At 41.3% G+C, this 18,009-nt stretch carries 26 protein-coding genes; 23 read left to right on the top strand and 3 right to left on the bottom strand.

From position 1 onward, the window contains the following. Positions 1–52: 52 nt before the first annotated feature. Together C427_RS19130 and C427_RS19125 are read left to right on the top strand one after the other, a co-directional pair. The gene (locus C427_RS19130) at positions 53–289 is read left to right on the top strand and encodes a TIGR02647 family protein (protein ID WP_007639971.1); all 237 of its coding nucleotides are present in this window, start codon (positions 53–55) and stop codon (positions 287–289) included. Between the two features lie 128 nt (positions 290–417). Further along, positions 418–1,047 carry a tetratricopeptide repeat protein gene (locus C427_RS19125; protein ID WP_051075199.1) on the top strand — a complete coding sequence of 210 codons (630 nt, stop codon included), beginning with the start codon at positions 418–420 and terminating at the stop codon, positions 1,045–1,047. A gap of 20 nt (positions 1,048–1,067) precedes the next feature. Here C427_RS19125 and C427_RS19120 read toward each other — a convergent pair whose 3' ends face one another. Then, positions 1,068–1,352 (bottom strand): hypothetical protein, encoded by a 285-nt coding sequence (locus tag C427_RS19120; RefSeq protein WP_007639973.1) that lies wholly within the window; start codon positions 1,350–1,352, stop codon positions 1,068–1,070. Between the two features lie 441 nt (positions 1,353–1,793). Here C427_RS19120 and rnr point away from each other — a divergent pair, with 441 nt between their 5' ends. Then, entirely contained in the window at positions 1,794–4,184 is a 2,391-nt protein-coding gene (rnr, locus tag C427_RS19115; protein WP_007639974.1) for a ribonuclease R, read from the top strand. A 1-nt stretch (position 4,185) separates the two neighbouring features. Next, positions 4,186–4,923, top strand: coding sequence for a 23S rRNA (guanosine(2251)-2'-O)-methyltransferase RlmB (gene rlmB / locus C427_RS19110; protein WP_007639976.1), 738 nt, complete (start codon positions 4,186–4,188; stop codon positions 4,921–4,923). Positions 4,924–4,994: 71 nt separating this feature from the next. Here the strand turns inward: rlmB and C427_RS19105 are convergent, their stop codons facing one another. Then, a complete protein-coding gene (locus tag C427_RS19105; RefSeq protein ID WP_007639978.1) occupies positions 4,995–5,339 on the bottom strand; it encodes a hypothetical protein in 345 nt (114 codons plus the stop codon). A 106-nt stretch (positions 5,340–5,445) separates the two neighbouring features. Between C427_RS19105 and C427_RS19100 the strand changes: the two genes are divergently transcribed. The 19 genes from C427_RS19100 to rplQ all read left to right on the top strand — a co-directional run bounded on the left by C427_RS19100 (position 5,446) and on the right by rplQ (position 17,100). Then, the gene (locus C427_RS19100) at positions 5,446–6,336 is read left to right on the top strand and encodes a LysR substrate-binding domain-containing protein (RefSeq protein WP_226991198.1); all 891 of its coding nucleotides are present in this window, start codon (positions 5,446–5,448) and stop codon (positions 6,334–6,336) included. Positions 6,337–6,589: 253 nt separating this feature from the next. Continuing rightward, entirely contained in the window at positions 6,590–8,227 is a 1,638-nt protein-coding gene (locus C427_RS19095; protein ID WP_007639982.1) for an AMP-binding protein, read from the top strand. A gap of 409 nt (positions 8,228–8,636) precedes the next feature. After that, positions 8,637–9,002, top strand: a complete 366-nt coding sequence (rplN, locus tag C427_RS19090) for a 50S ribosomal protein L14 (RefSeq protein WP_007639984.1) — start codon at positions 8,637–8,639, stop codon at positions 9,000–9,002. An 11-nt stretch (positions 9,003–9,013) separates the two neighbouring features. Then, complete coding sequence (rplX, locus tag C427_RS19085) at positions 9,014–9,328, top strand: 50S ribosomal protein L24 (RefSeq protein WP_007639986.1); 315 nt, start codon at positions 9,014–9,016, stop codon at positions 9,326–9,328. Between the two features lie 15 nt (positions 9,329–9,343). Further along, positions 9,344–9,883, top strand: a complete 540-nt coding sequence (gene rplE, locus C427_RS19080) for a 50S ribosomal protein L5 (protein WP_007639987.1) — start codon at positions 9,344–9,346, stop codon at positions 9,881–9,883. Between the two features lie 10 nt (positions 9,884–9,893). Beyond that, a complete protein-coding gene (gene rpsN, locus C427_RS19075) occupies positions 9,894–10,199 on the top strand; it encodes a 30S ribosomal protein S14 (RefSeq protein ID WP_007625692.1) in 306 nt (101 codons plus the stop codon). 12 nt (positions 10,200–10,211) lie between these two features. Beyond that, the gene (gene rpsH / locus C427_RS19070; RefSeq protein ID WP_007634255.1) at positions 10,212–10,604 is read left to right on the top strand and encodes a 30S ribosomal protein S8; all 393 of its coding nucleotides are present in this window, start codon (positions 10,212–10,214) and stop codon (positions 10,602–10,604) included. A gap of 10 nt (positions 10,605–10,614) precedes the next feature. Then, positions 10,615–11,148, top strand: coding sequence for a 50S ribosomal protein L6 (gene rplF, locus C427_RS19065; RefSeq protein WP_007634253.1), 534 nt, complete (start codon positions 10,615–10,617; stop codon positions 11,146–11,148). A 12-nt stretch (positions 11,149–11,160) separates the two neighbouring features. After that, complete coding sequence (gene rplR / locus C427_RS19060) at positions 11,161–11,514, top strand: 50S ribosomal protein L18 (RefSeq protein ID WP_007634250.1); 354 nt, start codon at positions 11,161–11,163, stop codon at positions 11,512–11,514. Positions 11,515–11,523: 9 nt separating this feature from the next. Further along, positions 11,524–12,027, top strand: coding sequence for a 30S ribosomal protein S5 (rpsE, locus tag C427_RS19055; RefSeq protein WP_007634249.1), 504 nt, complete (start codon positions 11,524–11,526; stop codon positions 12,025–12,027). A 3-nt stretch (positions 12,028–12,030) separates the two neighbouring features. After that, positions 12,031–12,216: a 50S ribosomal protein L30 gene (gene rpmD, locus C427_RS19050; protein ID WP_187292429.1), complete on the top strand. Its 186-nt coding sequence runs from the start codon at positions 12,031–12,033 to the stop codon at positions 12,214–12,216. Between the two features lie 3 nt (positions 12,217–12,219). After that, positions 12,220–12,654, top strand: coding sequence for a 50S ribosomal protein L15 (gene rplO, locus C427_RS19045; protein WP_007634246.1), 435 nt, complete (start codon positions 12,220–12,222; stop codon positions 12,652–12,654). A gap of 5 nt (positions 12,655–12,659) precedes the next feature. Further along, on the top strand, positions 12,660–13,979 hold the full coding sequence (gene secY / locus C427_RS19040) for a preprotein translocase subunit SecY (RefSeq protein ID WP_007625681.1): 1,320 nt from the start codon (positions 12,660–12,662) through the stop codon (positions 13,977–13,979). 24 nt (positions 13,980–14,003) lie between these two features. After that, positions 14,004–14,120 (top strand): 50S ribosomal protein L36, encoded by a 117-nt coding sequence (gene rpmJ / locus C427_RS25185; protein ID WP_081588951.1) that lies wholly within the window; start codon positions 14,004–14,006, stop codon positions 14,118–14,120. Positions 14,121–14,244: 124 nt separating this feature from the next. Beyond that, on the top strand, positions 14,245–14,601 hold the full coding sequence (rpsM, locus tag C427_RS19035) for a 30S ribosomal protein S13 (protein WP_007634245.1): 357 nt from the start codon (positions 14,245–14,247) through the stop codon (positions 14,599–14,601). 12 nt (positions 14,602–14,613) lie between these two features. Then, positions 14,614–15,003 carry a 30S ribosomal protein S11 gene (gene rpsK, locus C427_RS19030; protein WP_007625676.1) on the top strand — a complete coding sequence of 130 codons (390 nt, stop codon included), beginning with the start codon at positions 14,614–14,616 and terminating at the stop codon, positions 15,001–15,003. Positions 15,004–15,027: 24 nt separating this feature from the next. After that, positions 15,028–15,648, top strand: a complete 621-nt coding sequence (rpsD, locus tag C427_RS19025; RefSeq protein ID WP_007634242.1) for a 30S ribosomal protein S4 — start codon at positions 15,028–15,030, stop codon at positions 15,646–15,648. A 22-nt stretch (positions 15,649–15,670) separates the two neighbouring features. After that, complete coding sequence (locus C427_RS19020; protein WP_007634240.1) at positions 15,671–16,660, top strand: DNA-directed RNA polymerase subunit alpha; 990 nt, start codon at positions 15,671–15,673, stop codon at positions 16,658–16,660. A 41-nt stretch (positions 16,661–16,701) separates the two neighbouring features. Further along, positions 16,702–17,100: a 50S ribosomal protein L17 gene (rplQ, locus tag C427_RS19015; protein ID WP_007634239.1), complete on the top strand. Its 399-nt coding sequence runs from the start codon at positions 16,702–16,704 to the stop codon at positions 17,098–17,100. Positions 17,101–17,165: 65 nt separating this feature from the next. Here the strand turns inward: rplQ and C427_RS19010 are convergent, their stop codons facing one another. After that, the gene (locus tag C427_RS19010) at positions 17,166–17,933 is read right to left on the bottom strand and encodes a hypothetical protein (RefSeq protein ID WP_007634236.1); all 768 of its coding nucleotides are present in this window, start codon (positions 17,931–17,933) and stop codon (positions 17,166–17,168) included. Between the last annotated feature and the right edge of the window lie 76 nt (positions 17,934–18,009).

Below are 18,009 nucleotides of genomic sequence, written 5' to 3'. Positions count from 1 at the left end.
ATGAACCCGCTCTGTGCACGATAATTAAGTGCATAGTTTATGAGGAATAAATATGACATTTACATTTGATATGGTTGCTGAACTGAACCTGCTATTGAAGTTTCCTAACAAGAGTCTGATGCAAGGTTTGAAAATTCATAATGACGCAGAGCCAGATGTGGTTGCTGCAGCAAAGAGATTATTCGAAAAAGGTATAGTAACGTTACCTGATGGGGGATATTTGACTGATTTAGGTCATGATTTGTTCGAACATGCTCAGGTTGTGAAAATGGCATTAACACATAAATAGAAAGTGCTAGAACTCTTAGTAACACAGTAACTGGGTTTACATATGATTTGGGTCTAATGGCCCTAAATCATTTATAAAAACAATTTTGTAGCCGATATAAAGAAAATTGCCAAAGTCAGAAATTTTTTATGCGCTTATTCACATATTTATTACTATCTTGTGGTGTCTTGTTATTTGATGTCTCTGCAAAAGCAGCTGATGAAATAAGAGCCGTTCAGCTTTATTCCCAGGATGAACTACTCGGCTTAATTAATAAAAATGAACATTTGAGCCGTGTGGTGTTAGATGATTGTCAGTTAGTACAAGATATTCAAGCTCGTGCAGAAACACTCAAAATCCCCAGTTATCAGTTTTTGTGGGGCGATATGCTAGCTTGGGGGGTCTGCGTAGACGCAGAGCCGGAGCGAGGCATAAACTTTATGCACCAAGCTGCCGATCAAGGTCTTTCGGCTGGGTTGGAGCAATTAGGACGTTATTATTCTCAAGGTAAACTGGTTCAAAAGGATAAAGAAAGAGCCGTTGTCTTTTTACGAGAAGCTTCTGTACTCGGACATTTAAAAGCACAAATTCAATTAGCAGAATTATTTATTGAAGGTTATGGCAGCCCTTATGATTATGAGGACGCTTACCACTGGTTATACAACGCAATTACAGCAGATAAAACTACTCACACTAAAATTGCAAATTGTATGTTAGGGCTAGAAAAACTGATGCACCCCAAAGTAGTGCGTAAGGCCAAAAGGCCACTTAATTCCTAATTGATTTTAGTTGTTTAAACTCACTTTGTAGTTTTACTTTTGACCTTAAGTAAAATGTTGTGAATAAATTCGATAGCGTTGACGCGTTCGGTAAATAAGCTATTGCCATGAAACGAGTTCTCAAGGCCTGTGGCTGTTTTTAATTTGACTATGCTTTCAACAGCCGCGGGGTTGATTACGGTGAAGGCTTCAACAATACAGCCTTGTTCTAAGAATCTATTTCGCAGATTTACTAGCACGTCTCGCGTTGTAGCTGATTTGTCGTCGCACTCTGTCAAGTCTCCGAAAAAAACCAATATTGCCATTCAATGACACCCAACATTAATTCTAAATCGTTACAAAACTTTTCAACAAGTTGTTCACTCAGTAAGCTGACAAACTTTATCTCAATGGTACGGTAGCCAAAACAAACAAGGCAACTGCCATAATCGTCAGAATGTTTATATTGATTGCCTTTTTGCGATCAACTATTACTCTAAGCCTGCTTTATATATTTTTTATTATCATAATCATATCTACTAAATGGGTAATACTAGTTATTTGTATCATTACCTAAGTATCTTATTTGTATGAAATTTGTAGCGGCAGATGGGCTATTTAACCAGTTTTTGTTAGTGTATTGTATTGATTGTGCAAGAGATTAAATACTTAATCTAAGCCAGTATCTGTTAAAAAGTCATATTTGCACCTGCTCATTTAGTTATACTCGGCTTAATTCAATTTTTAGTAAGGAATATCATCGCCCTATGAGCGACGACCCGTTTTACCAACGCGAAAAAGAAAAATACGAAAAGCCAGTTGCTAGCCGTGAATATTTACTCGAACTTTTAGTCAAAGCTAAAAAACCTTTGTCTTTTCTTGAGTTTTGTCAGTTGCTTGATGCAAAAGATGAGGACAGTCGTATTGGCATTCAACGTCGCCTTCGAGCAATGGAGCGTGAAGGGCAAGTTGAGTTTAATCGTGACAAAAAGTACGCAAAGCTCAAAGTAGAGGATCTTATTCAAGGTCGAGTGATTGGCCATCGTGACGGCTTTGGTTTTTTAAAGCGTGATGACGGTGAAAAAGACTTATTTATTCACAATGCACAGATGTCCATGGTGTTGCATGGCGATGTGGTATTGGTTAAGGAAAGTGGTACCGATAACCGTGGCAGACTAGAAGCCAGAATTGCTAAAATTGTTGAGCCTCGCACTGAGCCCATAGTGGGGCGGTATTTTTTTGAAAACAATGTAGGGGTAGTGATCCCCGACGACAGCCGCATCAACCACGAAATCATGATACCCAAAGAACAAACCAACGGTGCACGTCAAGGGCATATCGTTGTGGTTGAAATTGTTCAGCGTCCTCGTAAGCGAGTCAATGCTATCGGTAAAATTGTTGAAGTGTTAGGTGAGCACATGGCTCCTGGCATGGAAATCGATATGGCGCTGCGTACTTTCGATATTCCTCACCATTGGCCAAAAGGTGTCGATAGGCAAGTAAAGGGACTCAACGAACAAGTCCCCGAAGAGTCAAAAGCAGATCGTATTGATTTAAGACAGTTACCGCTGGTCACCATCGACGGTGAAGATGCTCGTGACTTTGATGATGCAGTCTTTTGTGAACCTTTAGATAACGGTGGTTGGCAATTATGGGTCGCAATAGCTGACGTGAGCTATTATGTACGTCCGGGTACCGCCCTTGATAGTGAAGCACAAAATCGTGGTAATTCTGTGTATTTCCCCGAACAAGTAGTTCCTATGTTGCCAGAAGTTTTGTCTAACGGGCTATGTTCTCTTAATCCTCAAGTCGACCGTTTGTGTATGGTGTGTGAGATGACGATCAGCAAAACAGGCAAGCTGGTGGAACATCAATTTTATGAAGCAGTAATGAACTCCAAGGCAAGATTAACCTACACCAAAGTGTGGAACTTGTTAAAAGAACCAAAAGCGCAAGGTAATTCTGAACTTCATAAACGTTATGCAGAGCAACTACCACATCTGAAAAATTTACACGATATGTACCACGCTTTGAAACGGACTCGTAAGCAACGTGGTGCGATTGAATTTGAAACGCAAGAAAGTAAATTTGTATTCAACGCTCAGCGTAAAATTGATAATATTGTGCCGGTTACACGCAACGATGCGCACAAGCTGATTGAAGAGTGTATGATTCTAGCCAATGTGTCAGCTGCGCAAACATTAACCAAAAATAAAGCTGAAGCTTTGTATCGTGTTCACGATGAACCCGATTCAGACCGTTTAGGTGCATTTTTGTCGTATCTGGGTGAGGTCGGCATCACTCACAAAATTGGTAGTGACGTATCCCCGCAAGATTTCACTGATGTGATTGAAAAGATTCAGGGCAGGCCAGACCAAGAACTGATACAAACGATGTTGTTACGCTCGATGAAACAAGCAGTATACGATCATGAAAACATTGGTCATTTTGGTTTGGCATTGGAAGCTTACGCACATTTTACCTCACCAATTCGCCGCTACCCCGATTTGGTGGTTCATCGAGCTCTTAAAGGTATAATTGACAAACAACATCAGCGTAAAAGTAAATCAGGCGGAAAAGCCTATACTGCGGATGAAGTTGAGAGCTTAGGCGAGCAATGTTCTATGACAGAACGCCGCGCTGACGATGCCACTAGAGACGTATCTGATTGGCTTAAATGTGAATTTATGCTGGACCATGTCGGCGACGTATTTGAGGGCGTTATTGCGTCAGTAACCAACTTTGGGTTCTTTGTGCGCTTGTCTGAATTTCACATTGATGGTTTGGTCCATATTACGTCTTTAGAAAAAGATTATTTCCGCTACGATGAAGTGAAACAGCATTTAATTGGCGAGAGTTTTGGTACGGTTTACCGCTTGGGTGATCCTGTTGAAGTTAAAGTCGCTTCAGTCAACTTAGACGAACGAAAAATAGATTTTGTGTTGGATGGCGTTGCAGGTAAAAATATTAGAAAAACAGCGGGTAGGAAACCAACTAGGTCAAAAAAGTCAGAGCCAAGTAAAAAAGGTGCAGTAACAAAACCTGATACTGCTTTTAAAACGACTAAAAAGCCAGTGACTAAAAAAGGCCGGACACCGTCCAAAACTAAGTCGTCTCGAAGTAAGCCTACAAGTTCGTCAAAAAAGGGGAAAAATTAATATGGCCCAACAAGAATGGTTATATGGTATTCATGCGCTTGAATCAATTATTCTGCGCGAGCCTGAGCGTTTAATTGAACTCTTTGTGTTGAAAGGCCGAGAAGACAAAAGTATTCACGATATTGTTAGTCAAGCAAGAAGCCTCGGTACTTCTGTGCAATTTTGTCAACGAAAAACATTAGATGACAAAGTAGACGGAGGGCAACATCAAGGTGTAGTTGCAAAAGTTAAACCTGCTAAGCAATATAATGAAAATGATCTAGCTGCAATTGTAGAGTCAAGTAAATTGCCCTTTTTGCTTATTTTGGATGGTGTGACGGATCCTCACAACTTAGGTGCATGTTTGCGAACAGCCGATGCTGCTGGTGTGGACGCGGTGGTCGTACCAAAAGATAAATCTGCTGCTCTTACGCCAGTAGTGCGAAAAGTAGCTTGTGGTGCGGCTGATGTTATTCCATTAGTGCAAGTCACCAACCTCGCTAGAACGATACGAGACTTGCAAGACGCCGGAGTGTGGATAGTTGGCACCGCTGGTGAAGCAGAAAATGATATCTACGACTGCAAATTCAAAGGTCCGATGGCACTTGTAATGGGGGCTGAAGGTAAAGGGATGCGTCGCCTAACGCGTGAGCATTGCGACGAGTTGATTAAATTACCCATGGCAGGTTCAGTTTCAAGCCTGAATGTCTCCGTCGCTACAGGCGTATGTTTGTATGAGATTGTTAGGCAAAGGGGATAGTAATTAAATAGGGAATGCCTTTAACGGTATTCCCAACTTCCTCCATATATATACATGTTTTTCGCACAAACTTAGAAAGTATTCGCCAGTAGTACCTTGGCATCTTCCCTATCCATGCAGGCACGTAAAGGTTTTTGAGTGAATTTATTTACACTTATGCTGCGCTCTTCACCCTGCCAGATTTGACCACCTTGTGACACTTCCACCCGGCAAACGATGTTATCTGTGCCCTCTATATAGAATATTGTGACTTGTTCAGAACGATCTACTAGCCCTTCGTATGGGTATCCTTTTTGTGTATATATTTCTTCTATTTGATTAAGCTCAGCTAAACTGTTGTTAGATGTGAAAAGTAATATTGATACAAGTGTTAAAGTTACAATAATGCCAGTTTTTCCGGTGTGTGATTGATTCATTGTGTCTCTCCTGTTGCTGGAGATATGAATATAGGAGTATGCACAGTGCCAGACAAACGATGAAAACTTATATACACTTAATAAAAACTTAATTATGAACATTACCTTGAAAAAATTACCGCCGTTGAACTCATTACGTTATTTTTTAGTGGCAGCGCAGACTTTAAGTTTTAAAAAAGCCGCTGAGCAACTATTTGTGACTCAAGCTGCTATAAGTCAGCATATTAAGACGTTAGAAACACACATAGGCGTGCAGCTATTTACGAGAGGCACGCGACAAGTGTTTTTAACAGAAGATGGAAAACGCCTAATACCTTATGTGCAAGCCGGTTTTGAGAACTTTATTAAAGGTGTCGCGCTTTTATCTGAAGACACAAATCCAGATGTATTGAATGTGACGGTGGTCGAATCGTTATCGTTCAGATGGCTGGTGCCAAGATTGCAGTTTTTTCAGAAGCAGTATCCTAAAATTAGGGTTCGACTCGAACCAAGTAATAAAGTGCGGGATTTTGCAGGGACAGATATCGATCTTGCTATTCGTTTTGGCAAAGGTCATTACCCAGGACTGGAAAGCCGTTTGTTTCTTAAAGACAAATATGTGCTGGTTTGTCATCCGAGCCTCATACAGTCTAGTATGACGCCACAAGATTTGTATAAATTACCACTATTAGAAGAAAATGGTCCTGTTACAGGTGATGCTTGGGGAAAATTTTTAGCAATACATAAACTTGAAGATCTTAAATTTAATAAAACCCTAGAGGTAGATGATTCTACTGTCACTATAGTCGACGCAGTATTAGCTGGGCAGGGATTTGCTATGCTGCGTTACAATTTAATATATCAGCAAATACAGCGTCGGCAATTAGTGTCGTTATTCGATTTTAGTCATCCAAGTGCCTATTCCTACTATTTAATTGCGCCTAGTCATCACTTTAATAAGCCTAAAGTACAACTATTTGAAAAATGGCTTATCGAAGCGATTGCTGATATCCACTAATTTGTGAAGGGATGATGTGTAGTTGCAGGTTTTTTATGTATTTTGACAAAATATTATGAAGTGTGTCGATAACTAACATGTCCTCAAGCGTTCAATCCTTAAGAGTATTTATTAAAATAACTGATGATTACCTCAGTAATGACAGTTTGTTGACAGGCATTTTCATTCGTTAACAATTTGTTGTAAAAGAACGATTGATCTATTTACTTACAATAGTTATAAATAATTATCGACACTACATTAGGTATGCAATATGTCACTAAAAACACCCTTAGAAATGTTTTATCAATGGGAACAGACTCATCCCGATACTATTTATTTAAAACAGCCTATTGATGGAGTTACCAAAGATTTTACTTGGCGCGAAACTGGCCAACAAGCTCGAAAGGTGGCTGAAAGTTTACTCGTTATGAACTTACCTAAAGGTAGTCATATTGCTATTTTGTCAAAAAATTGCGCTGAGTGGTTTATTACAGATTTAGCCATTATGCTAGCAGGGCATGTGTCGGTGCCTATATATTCGACTGCTGGTGAAAAGACTATTAAATATGTTTTGGATCACGCTAAGTGCCCAGTGATTTTTGTGGGGAAGTTGGACAACACGGAAAAACAAGTCGCTGCTATTGACGATGGGATTGTAAAACTAGCGTTTCCTTATCCTAATATTCCTGCTGATAAACAGTGGGATGAATTATTACAAACAGATCCATTCCTCGGCAAGCCTATTCCCGCTTTAGATTCAATTATGTCTATTGTTTACACATCTGGCAGTACTGGTAATCCCAAAGGCGTGGTGCACAATTACGAATCAATGTGTTGGGCTGCATCAAACTCATTAAATGAATTAGGTGTGGACCAAAATGATCGAATTCTCAGTTATCTGCCTTTAGCACATATTACTGAAAGAGTTTTAGTTGAGATCGCAAGTTTTTATTCCGGATCTCGTATTGATTTTATCGAGTCTTTAGATACCTTTGCCCGCGATGTTAGAGCAACGCAGCCCACATTGTTTATTTCTGTCCCTCGTTTATGGACACGTTTTCAAATGGGCGTTTTAGCCAACATGCCACAGAAAAAACTGGATTTCTTGCTGCGAGTTCCAATAGTGGGAGGCATCGTTAGTAAAAAGATACGTACTAAATTAGGTCTTGGGCAAGCAAGGCTATGTGCCAGTGGTTCAGCACCCATACCTGCTACTACACTAGAATGGTTCAGAAAAATTGGTATTAATATTTCTGAAGGTTGGGGGATGACTGAAAATAGTGCATATGGCACTTGTTGTGTACCTTTTCGTGCTGACAAACTAGGCTCAATTGGCCGTGCTTATTCAGGTGTGGACATACGCATAGCTGAAGAAGGTGAAATTCAAGTTAAAGGGCCTTGTAATATGAAAGAGTATTATTTGGAGCCAGAAAAAACCGCAGAAGTGATGACTGAAGATGGATATCTAAAAACAGGGGATAAAGGCTCTATTGACAGTGAGGGTTACATCAAAATTACTGGTCGCTTAAAAGAAATCTTTAAAACATCGAAAGGTAAGTATATTGCACCGGTACCAATTGAATCAAAACTGATGGCTAATTCCTCTATTGAACAAGTGTGTGTCACTGGTTCGCAATTAAAACAACCGATTGGTTTGGTGGTTTTGTCTGTAGAAGCGCTTAAGTTACCATCAGCAGAAATTGAGATGAGTTTGTTGGCAACCTTAAATGAAGTAAATAACACACTTGAAAGTCATGCGGTGCTTGACTGTTTAGTAGTTATGAAAGATGAATGGACTGTAGATAATGGCCTTTTGACTCCCACTCTAAAAGTTAAACGACATAATCTAGAAGAACATTATAAAGACCTCATTAATGGTCAGTTAAATGGAAAAATTGTAAGGCAATAGCGGCCCGTTGAAAATGTGATAAAAGAGATAGATCAACAAATTATTTAAATATTACTATTGGTAAACAGATGATTCAGGCTTTGGATTCAATAATTTAATAATTCTTGAATCTTAACTTGAACAAAAAGGCTTCTTAGAAGGCCTTTTTGTTGTCTAGTAAGAAAGTTAAACCCTTCAAAACTAAGGTATTACACATGCAACTTGTATATAAATAACAAACTGATTGCTATTAGCTTACCTTTCTCATTATATTTTGAGATTAGACTATCGCAGCTTGGCAATTTCTGTTAGTATTTCGCGCCCTTTTAACTGGGGTATGTATAAAAAAGCAGCTAAAGTTTGTTTTTAGTTTGTTTTTTTGCAGGTAAACGGCTCGGAAGAGTCTTAAATTTAATAGCGGAGCACTAACATGATCCAAATGCAAACTAACCTGGAGGTTGCTGATAATTCCGGCGCTCGCAGGGTTCAGTGTATTAAGGTTCTTGGTGGCTCGCATCGCCGTTATGCACATATTGGTGACATCATTAAAGTTACTGTCAAGGAAGCAATTCCTCGCGGTAAAGTAAAAAAAGGTGATGTACTAACTGCAGTGGTGGTGCGTACTAGAAAAGGCGTACGTCGTCCAGACGGATCTTCAATCCGTTTCGATAGCAACGCAGCTGTTTTGCTTAATGCAAACAAGCAACCGATTGGTACGCGTATCTTTGGTCCGGTTACTCGAGAACTTCGTGTTAATAACATGAAAATTGTCTCGCTAGCCCCTGAGGTATTATAAGGAGTCACGATATGGCTAATAAAATTCGTCGTGATGATGAAATCATCGTTTTGGCTGGTAAAGATAAAGGAAAACAAGGCAAAGTGCTTAAAGTTCTTCCTGCTTCCAACCGTCTAATCGTTGAAGGTGTGAGCATGATCAAGAAACACCAGAAACCTAACCCTCAATCGGGTGTGGCTGGCGGTATTATTGAGAAAGAAGCATCGATTCACGTATCAAATGTAGCGATCTACAACTCGAAAACGGGTAAAGCAGATCGTGTGGGTTTCCGTCTTGAAGATGAGAAGAAAGTTCGTTTCTTCAAATCAGACGGCGAACTAGTTTAAAAATTGGAGAGTACGATGGCGAAACTGCATGATTTTTACAAAGACTCAGTTGTAGCGGAACTTGCTAAGCAGTTCAACTACAAAAGCGTCATGCAAGTCCCTCGGATTGATAAAATCACACTAAACATGGGTTTAGGTGAAGCGGTAGCAGACAAAAAGGTATTAGAAAATGCCACGGCTGAGATGCAAGCGATTGCTGGTCAAAAGCCTATTGTAACTGTTGCTCGCAAGTCTGTAGCGGGTTTTAAAATCCGTGAAGGTTATCCGATTGGCTGTAAAGTAACCCTACGTGGTGAACGTATGTGGGAATTCTTTGAACGTTTAGTTTCAATAGCAATTCCGCGTATCCGAGATTTTCGTGGCTTAAATCCTAAGTCATTCGATGGTCGCGGTAACTTTAGCATGGGCGTTCGTGAGCAAATTATCTTCCCTGAAATCGAATTCGATAAAGTGGATAAGATACGCGGTATGGATATCACTATCACTACCAGCGCACAAACCGATGCGGAAGCACACGCTTTATTAAGCGCGTTTAACTTCCCGTTTAAAAAGTAAGGTTAGGGTTATGGCAAAAGAATCAATGAAAGCGCGCGAAGTAAAACGTGCGAAGCTAGTTGTTAAGTTCGCGGTAAAACGCGCAGCGCTTAAAGCAACTATCAGCGATGTCAACTCTTCTGACGAAGAACGTTGGGACGCTGTTCTTAAGCTACAACAACTGCCACGTGACTCATCTGTAAGTCGTAAGCGTAATCGCTGCAACATTACAGGTCGTCCACATGGTTTCCTACGCAAGTTTGGCATGAGTCGTATCAAGTTGCGTGAAGCAGCTATGCGCGGTGAAGTGCCTGGCTTGAAAAAAGCCAGTTGGTAAGGGGTAGCTGATATGAGTATGCAAGATCCTATCGCGGATATGTTTACCCGCGTACGTAATGGCCAGATGGCTAGCAAAGTTTCTGTCTCTATGCCTTCGTCTAAAGTTCGTGTTGCTATTGCAGGCGTACTAAAAGAAGAAGGTTATGTAACAGAGTTCGCAGTTTCTGGTGACGTCAAGCCGGTATTAGAAGTAACGTTAAAGTACTTCGAAGGCAAAAAAGTAATCGAGAGCATTGAGCGCGTAAGTCGCCCTGGTCTTCGCATCTACAAGAAAAAAGATGAGTTGCCAAAAGTAATGGGTGGTTTAGGTGTGGCTATCGTGTCGACCTCTAAAGGTGTGATGACTGACCGTGCAGCGCGTAAAGCGGGCATGGGTGGTGAAATCATCGGCTACGTAGCGTAAGGGGAATAAAATGTCACGTATAGCAAAAGCTCCTGTTGATATCTTATCTGGTGTAGAAATATCTATTGCTGGTCAAGAAGTCACAGTTAAAGGTAAAAACGGTACGCTAGTTCGTGTATTTAATGATGCAGTTGAAGTAGTACAGGAAGAAAACCAACTAATGGCTAAACCTCGTGAAGGTAAAGCAAATGGTTGGGCTCAATCCGGTACAGCTCGCTCTTTGTTAAACAATATGATTCTAGGTGTATCTCAAGGTTTTGAGAAGAAATTATTGTTGAATGGTGTTGGTTACCGAGCGCAAGCTCAAGGTACAAAACTGAATTTGACTCTGGGTTTTTCACACCCTGTAGCATACGAAATGCCTGAGGGTGTTTCGGTTGAAACTCCTAGTCAAACTGAAATTATCGTCAAAGGCGTTGATAAACAGTTGATAGGTCAGGTTGCAGCTAACATTCGCGCATATCGTCCGCCAGAGCCTTATAAAGGCAAAGGTGTTCGTTACGCAGATGAAGTTGTGCGTCGTAAAGAAGCTAAGAAGAAATAAGGAGTCGGTACGATGGATAAAAAATCAGCTCGTTTGCGTCGCGCTACTCGTGCACGCAAAAAAATTAGTGAATTGGCCGCGCATCGCTTGGTTGTTAACCGCACACCGCGTCACATATACGCTCAGTTAATCGCACCTAGCGGTTGTGAAGTATTGGCGTCGGCTTCAACAGTTGAAACTGAACTAGCTAGTAGCCTTAAAGGCACTGGTAACTCAGCAGCAGCAGCGGCTATTGGCAAAGCGATCGCAGAACGCGCTATCGAAAAAGGCATCAAAAAAGTTGCTTTTGACCGTAGTGGATTCAAGTATCACGGTCGAGTTAAAGCATTAGCTGACGCAGCTCGCGAAGCTGGTCTTCAGTTCTAGGAGTTAATTATGGCTAAAGTAGAAGTTCAAAACGGTGGTGATCTGTTAGAAAAGCTAATTGCCGTCAACCGTGTGTCTAAAGTAGTTAAAGGTGGTCGCATCTTTAGTTTTACTGCTTTGACAGTAGTTGGTGACGGTAACGGCCGTGTAGGTTTTGGTTACGGTAAAGCACGTGAAGTGCCTGCTGCAATTCAAAAAGCTATGGAGAAAGCACGTCGCAATATTGTGAATGTTGATCTTAATGGCAACACGTTACAACACCCAATAAAAGGCCGTCACTCAGGCTCTAAGGTTTACATGCAACCAGCATCTGAAGGTACTGGTATTATTGCCGGTGGTGCAATGCGTGCAGTCCTTGAAGTTTCGGGTGTACAAAACGTACTTTCAAAATGTTACGGATCTACCAATCCAATTAACGTTGTGCGTGCAACTATCAATGCGTTGACAGAAATGAATTCGCCTGAGTCAGTTGCCGCTAAGCGTGGATTGTCTGTATCGCAGATTTTGGGGTAATTGATCATGACTAAAATGATTAAAGTAAAGCAAACAAAAAGTTCTATTGGTCGTTTACCTAAGCATAAAGCCACGCTTACTGGTTTAGGTCTTCGTCGAATAGGTCATATTCGTGAGCTAGAAGACACCCCTTCTGTCCGTGGCATGATCAACCGTGTATTTTACATGGTTGAAGTAGTGGAGGAGTAAAAGATGCATTTGAATACTCTTGCTCCTGCACCTGGAGCGAAAAATTCTGGTAAACGTGTGGGTCGTGGTATGGGCTCTGGTCTTGGAAAAACTGGTGGCCGTGGTCACAAAGGTCAAAAGTCTCGCTCAGGCGGTTCGGTAAAACCTGGTTTTGAAGGCGGGCAAATGCCAATCCAACGTCGTCTACCTAAGTTCGGTTTTACTTCACGTAAATCTTTGGTTTCTGACCAAGTTACGTTAAGTGAAATCGCCAAGGTAGAGGGTGATGTGGTATCACTTGAAACTTTAAAAGCAGCAGGTCTTGTTAAGAAAGAAATGTTGTTCGTTAAAGTAATGAAAAGTGGTGACATTTCACGCGCCGTTACGATTAGTGGTTTAAAGGTATCAAAAGGCGCTCTTGAGTCAATCAAGGCGGCTGGCGGTAAAGTAGAGGAATAGGCTAGATGGCTAAACCAGGACAGGATTCAAGCGCCAAAGGCGGATTGAGCGAGCTTAAATCAAGATTGTTGTTCGTACTTGGTGCGATCATAGTTTTTAGGTTGGGTTCTTATGTACCTATTCCTGGTATTGACGCTGCGGTGTTAGCTCAATTATTTGAGCAACAGAAAGGCACAATCGTGGAGATGTTTAACATGTTCTCCGGTGGTGCTCTTGAACGCGCGTCAGTTCTAGCCCTAGGCATCATGCCTTATATTACAGCTTCCATTATTATTCAGTTGATGTCACATATGCATCCGCCGATGATGGAGCTTAAAAAGGAAGGTGAAGCTGGACGTCGTAAAATTAGTCAATACACACGTTACTTTACGTTGGTATTGGCGTCTTTCCAAGCAGTTGGAATCGCGACAAATCTACCAAACCTTATACAAGGTCTAGTGATTAATCCCGGCTTCGGTTTTTACTTTACAGCATGGATAAGCTTAGTCACAGGAACTATGTTCCTCATGTGGTTAGGCGAACAAATTACAGAGAGAGGTATCGGTAACGGTATTTCTATTCTGATTTTTGCCGGTATTGTATCAGGTTTGCCGTCAGCATTAGGTAATGTTGCTGAGCAAGCCAGACAAGGTGAATTGAACTTATTGTTCTTAATGTTAGTGGGTGTCATTATAATCGCCGTCACTTACTTTGTTGTATTCGTAGAGCGTGGTCAACGACGTATCGTTGTTAATTATGCTAAACGTCAACAAGGTCGCAAGGTATTCGCTGCACAAAGCACGCATTTACCTTTAAAAGTGAATATGGCAGGTGTAATTCCTCCTATCTTTGCATCAAGTATTATTTTGTTCCCAGGCACAATTGCAAATTGGTTTGGTCAGAATGAGTCACTATCTTGGTTACAAGATGTGGCGCTTCAGTTGTCCCCTGGGCAACCTTTGTATGTGATGTTGTACGCTGCGACGATTATCTTCTTTTGTTTCTTCTATACTGCGTTGGTTTTTAACCCTCGCGAAACGGCAGATAATTTGAAGAAGTCAGGAGCTTTTGTTCCTGGTATACGTCCTGGTGAGCAAACATCTAAATATGTTGATAAAGTGATGACACGCCTTACCTTGGCAGGTGCACTTTACATAACCTTTATATGTTTAGTGCCTGAGTTCATGTTAATTGCCTGGAACGTTCCGTTCTACTTTGGCGGTACATCGCTGCTGATTATGGTAGTGGTAATCATGGATTTCATGGCGCAGGTACAGACCCATTTGATGTCTAATCAATATGAGTCTGTTCTTAAAAAAGCTAATCTTAAAGGCTATGGCCGCTAAGTTAGCGAATTACGGAGTGATGTTATGAAAGTTCGTGCATCCGTGAAGCGGATTTGCCGTAACTGTAAAATCGTTAAGCGCAACGGTGTTGTGCGTGTGATTTGCAGTTCTGACCTAAAGCATAAGCAAAGGCAAGGTTAATCGACTGGGTTGAGGGTCGTCTAGATACACTAGCGCCTCAATCCTTATTTGCAATTTAGTTATTGGGTAAGTATCCTATCGGGCTTTTTAGGCTAATGACTATAAATTATAAGGAGTACTGTTAATGGCCCGTATCGCTGGCATTAACATCCCTGAGCACAAGCATACTGTAATTGCATTATCAGCAATCTACGGTGTCGGCTCCACACGTGCCAAAAGCATTTGTGTAGCAGCTGGTGTTGCAGAGACAACCAAGATTAAAGATCTTGATGAAGAACAGATTGATAAGCTTCGTGAAGAAGTTGCAAAGTTCACGGTCGAGGGTGACCTTCGTCGTGAAGTATCAATGAGTATCAAACGTTTGATGGACTTAGGTTGCTACCGTGGTATTCGCCATCGTCGTAGTCTTCCTCTACGTGGTCAGCGCACTAAAACTAATGCGCGAACCCGTAAAGGTCCTCGCAAAGCAATAAAACGATAAGCGGGGGATATTATGGCTAAAGCACCAACCAAAACGCGTAAGCGCGTAAAACGTCAAGTTGCTGATGGTATGGCTCATATTCATGCCTCTTTCAACAATACAATAGTGACTATTACTGACCGTCAGGGCAATGCTCTGTCATGGGCAACGTCAGGTGGTTCTGGTTTCCGTGGTTCACGTAAATCTACTCCATTTGCTGCTCAAGTAGCTGCTGAACGCGCTGGTACAGCCGCTCAGGATTACGGTTTGAAAAACATAGAAGTGTTCGTTAAGGGCCCAGGTCCAGGTCGTGAATCTGCGATTCGTGCTTTGAACGCTGCTGGTTATAAAATCACTAATATTACCGATGTGACACCTATTCCTCACAACGGTTGTCGTCCACCGAAAAAACGTCGCGTTTAATCGACGGACAGTTGGAGAAAGATCATGGCAAGATATTTGGGTCCAAAACTCAAACTTAGCCGTCGCGAAGGAACAGATTTATTCCTTAAAAGCGGCGTTCGAGCAATCGAATCTAAATGTAAAATTGATACAGCACCTGGTCAACATGGAGCCCGTCGTGGCCGCTTGTCTGATTACGGTGTTCAGTTACGTGAAAAGCAAAAAGTACGTCGTATGTACGGTGTATTGGAAAAGCAATTCCGCAATTACTATAAAGAAGCAGCACGCTTAAAAGGCAATACAGGTGAAAACTTGTTACAGCTTTTGGAGCAGCGTCTAGACAATGTTGTATACCGTATAGGTTTCGCTAGTACTCGTGCTGAAGCACGTCAATTAGTTAGCCATAAAGCCATTTTGGTTAACGGTAAAGTTGTTAACGTTCCTTCTTTTAACGTTTCTGCTGATGATGTTGTGTCCGTTCGTGAGAAAGCGAAAAAGCAAGCGCGTATCGTTGCTGCATTGGAACTAGCAGATCAGCGTGAAAAACCAACTTGGATTGAAGTAGATAACAAGAAGATGGAAGGCACATTTAAACGTGTTCCTGAAAGAACTGACTTGTCTGCTGATATTAACGAACAGTTGATTGTCGAACTTTACTCTAAGTAAAGCTGAAAGAAGAGAGGAAACAATGTCGGGTTCTGTAACTGAATTCTTAAAACCAAGATTAGTTGAAATTGATAACGTCTCGTCAACTCGCGCAAAGGTCACACTTGAACCTTTAGAACGTGGGTTTGGCCATACGCTAGGTAACGCGTTACGTCGCATCTTATTGTCTTCAATGCCAGGATGTGCTGTAACTGAAGTCGAAATCGATGGTGTGTTGCATGAATACAGCACCAAAGAAGGCGTACAAGAAGACGTTATTGAAATATTGCTTAACCTAAAAGGTTTGGCCGTGCGTCTTGAAGGCAAAACTGAAGCAACACTAACTCTAGTGAAATCCGGTGCGGGACCAGTTTTAGCTGGTGATATCCAGCATGATGGAGATGTGGAAATTGTTAACCCTGACCTTTTAATTTGTACTTTGACTGGCGAAGCTGAACTCAGCATGCGTATCAAAGTAGAAATGGGTCGAGGTTATGTTCCTGCGTCAACTCGCCGCTCTTCAGAAGAAGATGATCGACCTATTGGTCGTTTATTAGTGGATGCTTCATTTAGCCCAGTTGATCGTATATCTTACAATGTTGAGTCTGCTCGAGTAGAGCAAAGAACCGACCTTGATAAGTTGATCATTGATATGGAAACAAATGGCACAATTGATCCGGAAGAAGCGATACGTCGTGCAGCTACAATTTTAGCTGAACAATTAGACGCATTCGTTGAACTTCGTGATATATCTGAGCCAGTTGAAAAAGAAGAGAAACCGGAATTTGACCCGATTCTTCTTCGACCTGTTGATGATTTAGAGCTAACTGTACGTTCAGCTAACTGTTTGAAAGCCGAAGCCATTCAATATATTGGTGACCTAGTACAACGCACCGAAGTAGAGTTGTTAAAGACTCCTAACTTGGGTAAAAAGTCTCTTACTGAGATAAAAGATGTGCTAGCTTCTCGTGGACTTTCTCTAGGCATGCGCTTAGAAAACTGGCCACCAGAGTCAATCGCTGAAAAAGATTAATCAGGTTTTTACGAACCTGATTTGTAAAGAAGGATAGAACTATGCGCCATCGTAAAAGTGGTCGTCAGTTAAATCGTAACAGCAGTCATCGTCAAGCTATGTTTAAAAACATGGCTGGTTCTTTGGTTAAACACGAGTTGATTAAAACAACTTTACCAAAGGCGAAAGAACTGCGTCGCGTAATTGAACCTCTTATCACACTTGCCAAGCAAGACAGTGTTGCTAATCGCCGTTTGGCTATGGCACGTACTGGTGACAAAGAAGTTGTTGGTAAATTGTTTAACGAACTAGGTCCTCGCTACGAAGAGCGTCCTGGTGGGTATATTCGCATTTTGAAATGTGGATTCCGTACTGGTGATAAAGCACCTATGGCCTACGTTGAATTAGTTGATCGCCCTGAAGTTGAAGCAGTCGTAGAGATTGAAGAAACTGAAGCGTAAGAATCATCAGTAGTACATAAAAAAGCCAGACTTCGTCTGGCTTTTTTGTACCTAAAGTTTATGATCTATTTTACGTCTAGAACCTGAGAAATCTCCTCCGTTGTTGCTCCACCATTGATTGCATAAACTTCAAGTTTCATTGAATCAACGCCTGCGTTTTGCGCTATTTGAATAATTCGCTTTACATATTCTCTATGGGCACCGGATTCACGAACTGCTGTAGTGATGACTATTTCAGCATCGTTAGGGAAAATAGCTAACAACGCTTCAACCACATACTCACCGACAAAAGGTACTGCACTTATAGCCGATTGTAATATATCGACAATCTTACTCGGATGCGCCTTAGCAAGTGACTGTACAATATAGTCTGCAGAATCTGGTTCAGTTATTACTGCGATGCGCACGATTTCAGATAACTGTTCAGGTGTGGAATGAGCAGCCGCGGTTACTACAAAGTCGATGTAGCTTGGGTCCGCATTGATTGCTGTTTCAACAATACTCGTGCAACTACTAATACCTTTATTCAGTGCCATAGTAACAACTTCGTCAGCTAAGGTCGGTTGTGCTGATATAGCTGCATGAATAATTTCCTTATATTTATCGGGATATAAATCTAGTGCTGTACTAACAATTGAAGCTGCCTGTTGTGGATAATGTCCTACTATGGTCTTAATAGCTCTACCGATAGTGACATTTTGATCTATTTGTACCTGTAAGAATTTTTGGCTTAGTTCAGTATGGTTTGTTACCTTTTTTGTTTCAATTCCAAATGCACCGGAGACTTGTGCTAGGGAACAATAGAGCAAAGCCAATCTAACAAGTTTGTTCATACTATTAACACCACTTCTTTATATATGAGTAAGTACGACAGATATATCGGCAAAAGATTCAATATATTAACATTTG

The organism is Paraglaciecola psychrophila 170, from assembly GCF_000347635.1.
Taxonomy (GTDB): domain Bacteria; phylum Pseudomonadota; class Gammaproteobacteria; order Enterobacterales; family Alteromonadaceae; genus Paraglaciecola; species Paraglaciecola psychrophila.
This window is presented reverse-complemented; position numbering and strand designations above follow the sequence as displayed.

What these genes read in the sequence shown, in the direction of transcription:
- rnr (WP_007639974.1), top strand. Translation starts at nt 1,794, where the DNA reads ATGAGCGACGACCCGTTTTACCAACGCGAAAAAGAAAAATACGAAAAG.
- secY (WP_007625681.1), top strand. Translation starts at nt 12,660, where the DNA reads ATGGCTAAACCAGGACAGGATTCAAGCGCCAAAGGCGGATTGAGCGAG.
- rpmJ (WP_081588951.1), top strand. Translation starts at nt 14,004, where the DNA reads ATGAAAGTTCGTGCATCCGTGAAGCGGATTTGCCGTAACTGTAAAATC.
- C427_RS19095 (WP_007639982.1), top strand. Translation starts at nt 6,590, where the DNA reads ATGTCACTAAAAACACCCTTAGAAATGTTTTATCAATGGGAACAGACT.
- rplE (WP_007639987.1), top strand. Translation starts at nt 9,344, where the DNA reads ATGGCGAAACTGCATGATTTTTACAAAGACTCAGTTGTAGCGGAACTT.
- rplO (WP_007634246.1), top strand. Translation starts at nt 12,220, where the DNA reads ATGCATTTGAATACTCTTGCTCCTGCACCTGGAGCGAAAAATTCTGGT.
- C427_RS19105 (WP_007639978.1), bottom strand. Translation starts at nt 5,339, where the DNA reads ATGAATCAATCACACACCGGAAAAACTGGCATTATTGTAACTTTAACA.
- rpsK (WP_007625676.1), top strand. Translation starts at nt 14,614, where the DNA reads ATGGCTAAAGCACCAACCAAAACGCGTAAGCGCGTAAAACGTCAAGTT.
- rlmB (WP_007639976.1), top strand. Translation starts at nt 4,186, where the DNA reads ATGGCCCAACAAGAATGGTTATATGGTATTCATGCGCTTGAATCAATT.
- rplX (WP_007639986.1), top strand. Translation starts at nt 9,014, where the DNA reads ATGGCTAATAAAATTCGTCGTGATGATGAAATCATCGTTTTGGCTGGT.
- C427_RS19010 (WP_007634236.1), bottom strand. Translation starts at nt 17,933, where the DNA reads ATGAACAAACTTGTTAGATTGGCTTTGCTCTATTGTTCCCTAGCACAA.
- C427_RS19125 (WP_051075199.1), top strand. Translation starts at nt 418, where the DNA reads ATGCGCTTATTCACATATTTATTACTATCTTGTGGTGTCTTGTTATTT.
- C427_RS19020 (WP_007634240.1), top strand. Translation starts at nt 15,671, where the DNA reads ATGTCGGGTTCTGTAACTGAATTCTTAAAACCAAGATTAGTTGAAATT.
- rpsE (WP_007634249.1), top strand. Translation starts at nt 11,524, where the DNA reads ATGGCTAAAGTAGAAGTTCAAAACGGTGGTGATCTGTTAGAAAAGCTA.
- rplF (WP_007634253.1), top strand. Translation starts at nt 10,615, where the DNA reads ATGTCACGTATAGCAAAAGCTCCTGTTGATATCTTATCTGGTGTAGAA.
- rpsM (WP_007634245.1), top strand. Translation starts at nt 14,245, where the DNA reads ATGGCCCGTATCGCTGGCATTAACATCCCTGAGCACAAGCATACTGTA.
- rplR (WP_007634250.1), top strand. Translation starts at nt 11,161, where the DNA reads ATGGATAAAAAATCAGCTCGTTTGCGTCGCGCTACTCGTGCACGCAAA.
- rpsD (WP_007634242.1), top strand. Translation starts at nt 15,028, where the DNA reads ATGGCAAGATATTTGGGTCCAAAACTCAAACTTAGCCGTCGCGAAGGA.
- C427_RS19130 (WP_007639971.1), top strand. Translation starts at nt 53, where the DNA reads ATGACATTTACATTTGATATGGTTGCTGAACTGAACCTGCTATTGAAG.
- rplN (WP_007639984.1), top strand. Translation starts at nt 8,637, where the DNA reads ATGATCCAAATGCAAACTAACCTGGAGGTTGCTGATAATTCCGGCGCT.
- rpsH (WP_007634255.1), top strand. Translation starts at nt 10,212, where the DNA reads ATGAGTATGCAAGATCCTATCGCGGATATGTTTACCCGCGTACGTAAT.
- C427_RS19120 (WP_007639973.1), bottom strand. Translation starts at nt 1,352, where the DNA reads ATGGCAATATTGGTTTTTTTCGGAGACTTGACAGAGTGCGACGACAAA.
- rpsN (WP_007625692.1), top strand. Translation starts at nt 9,894, where the DNA reads ATGGCAAAAGAATCAATGAAAGCGCGCGAAGTAAAACGTGCGAAGCTA.
- rplQ (WP_007634239.1), top strand. Translation starts at nt 16,702, where the DNA reads ATGCGCCATCGTAAAAGTGGTCGTCAGTTAAATCGTAACAGCAGTCAT.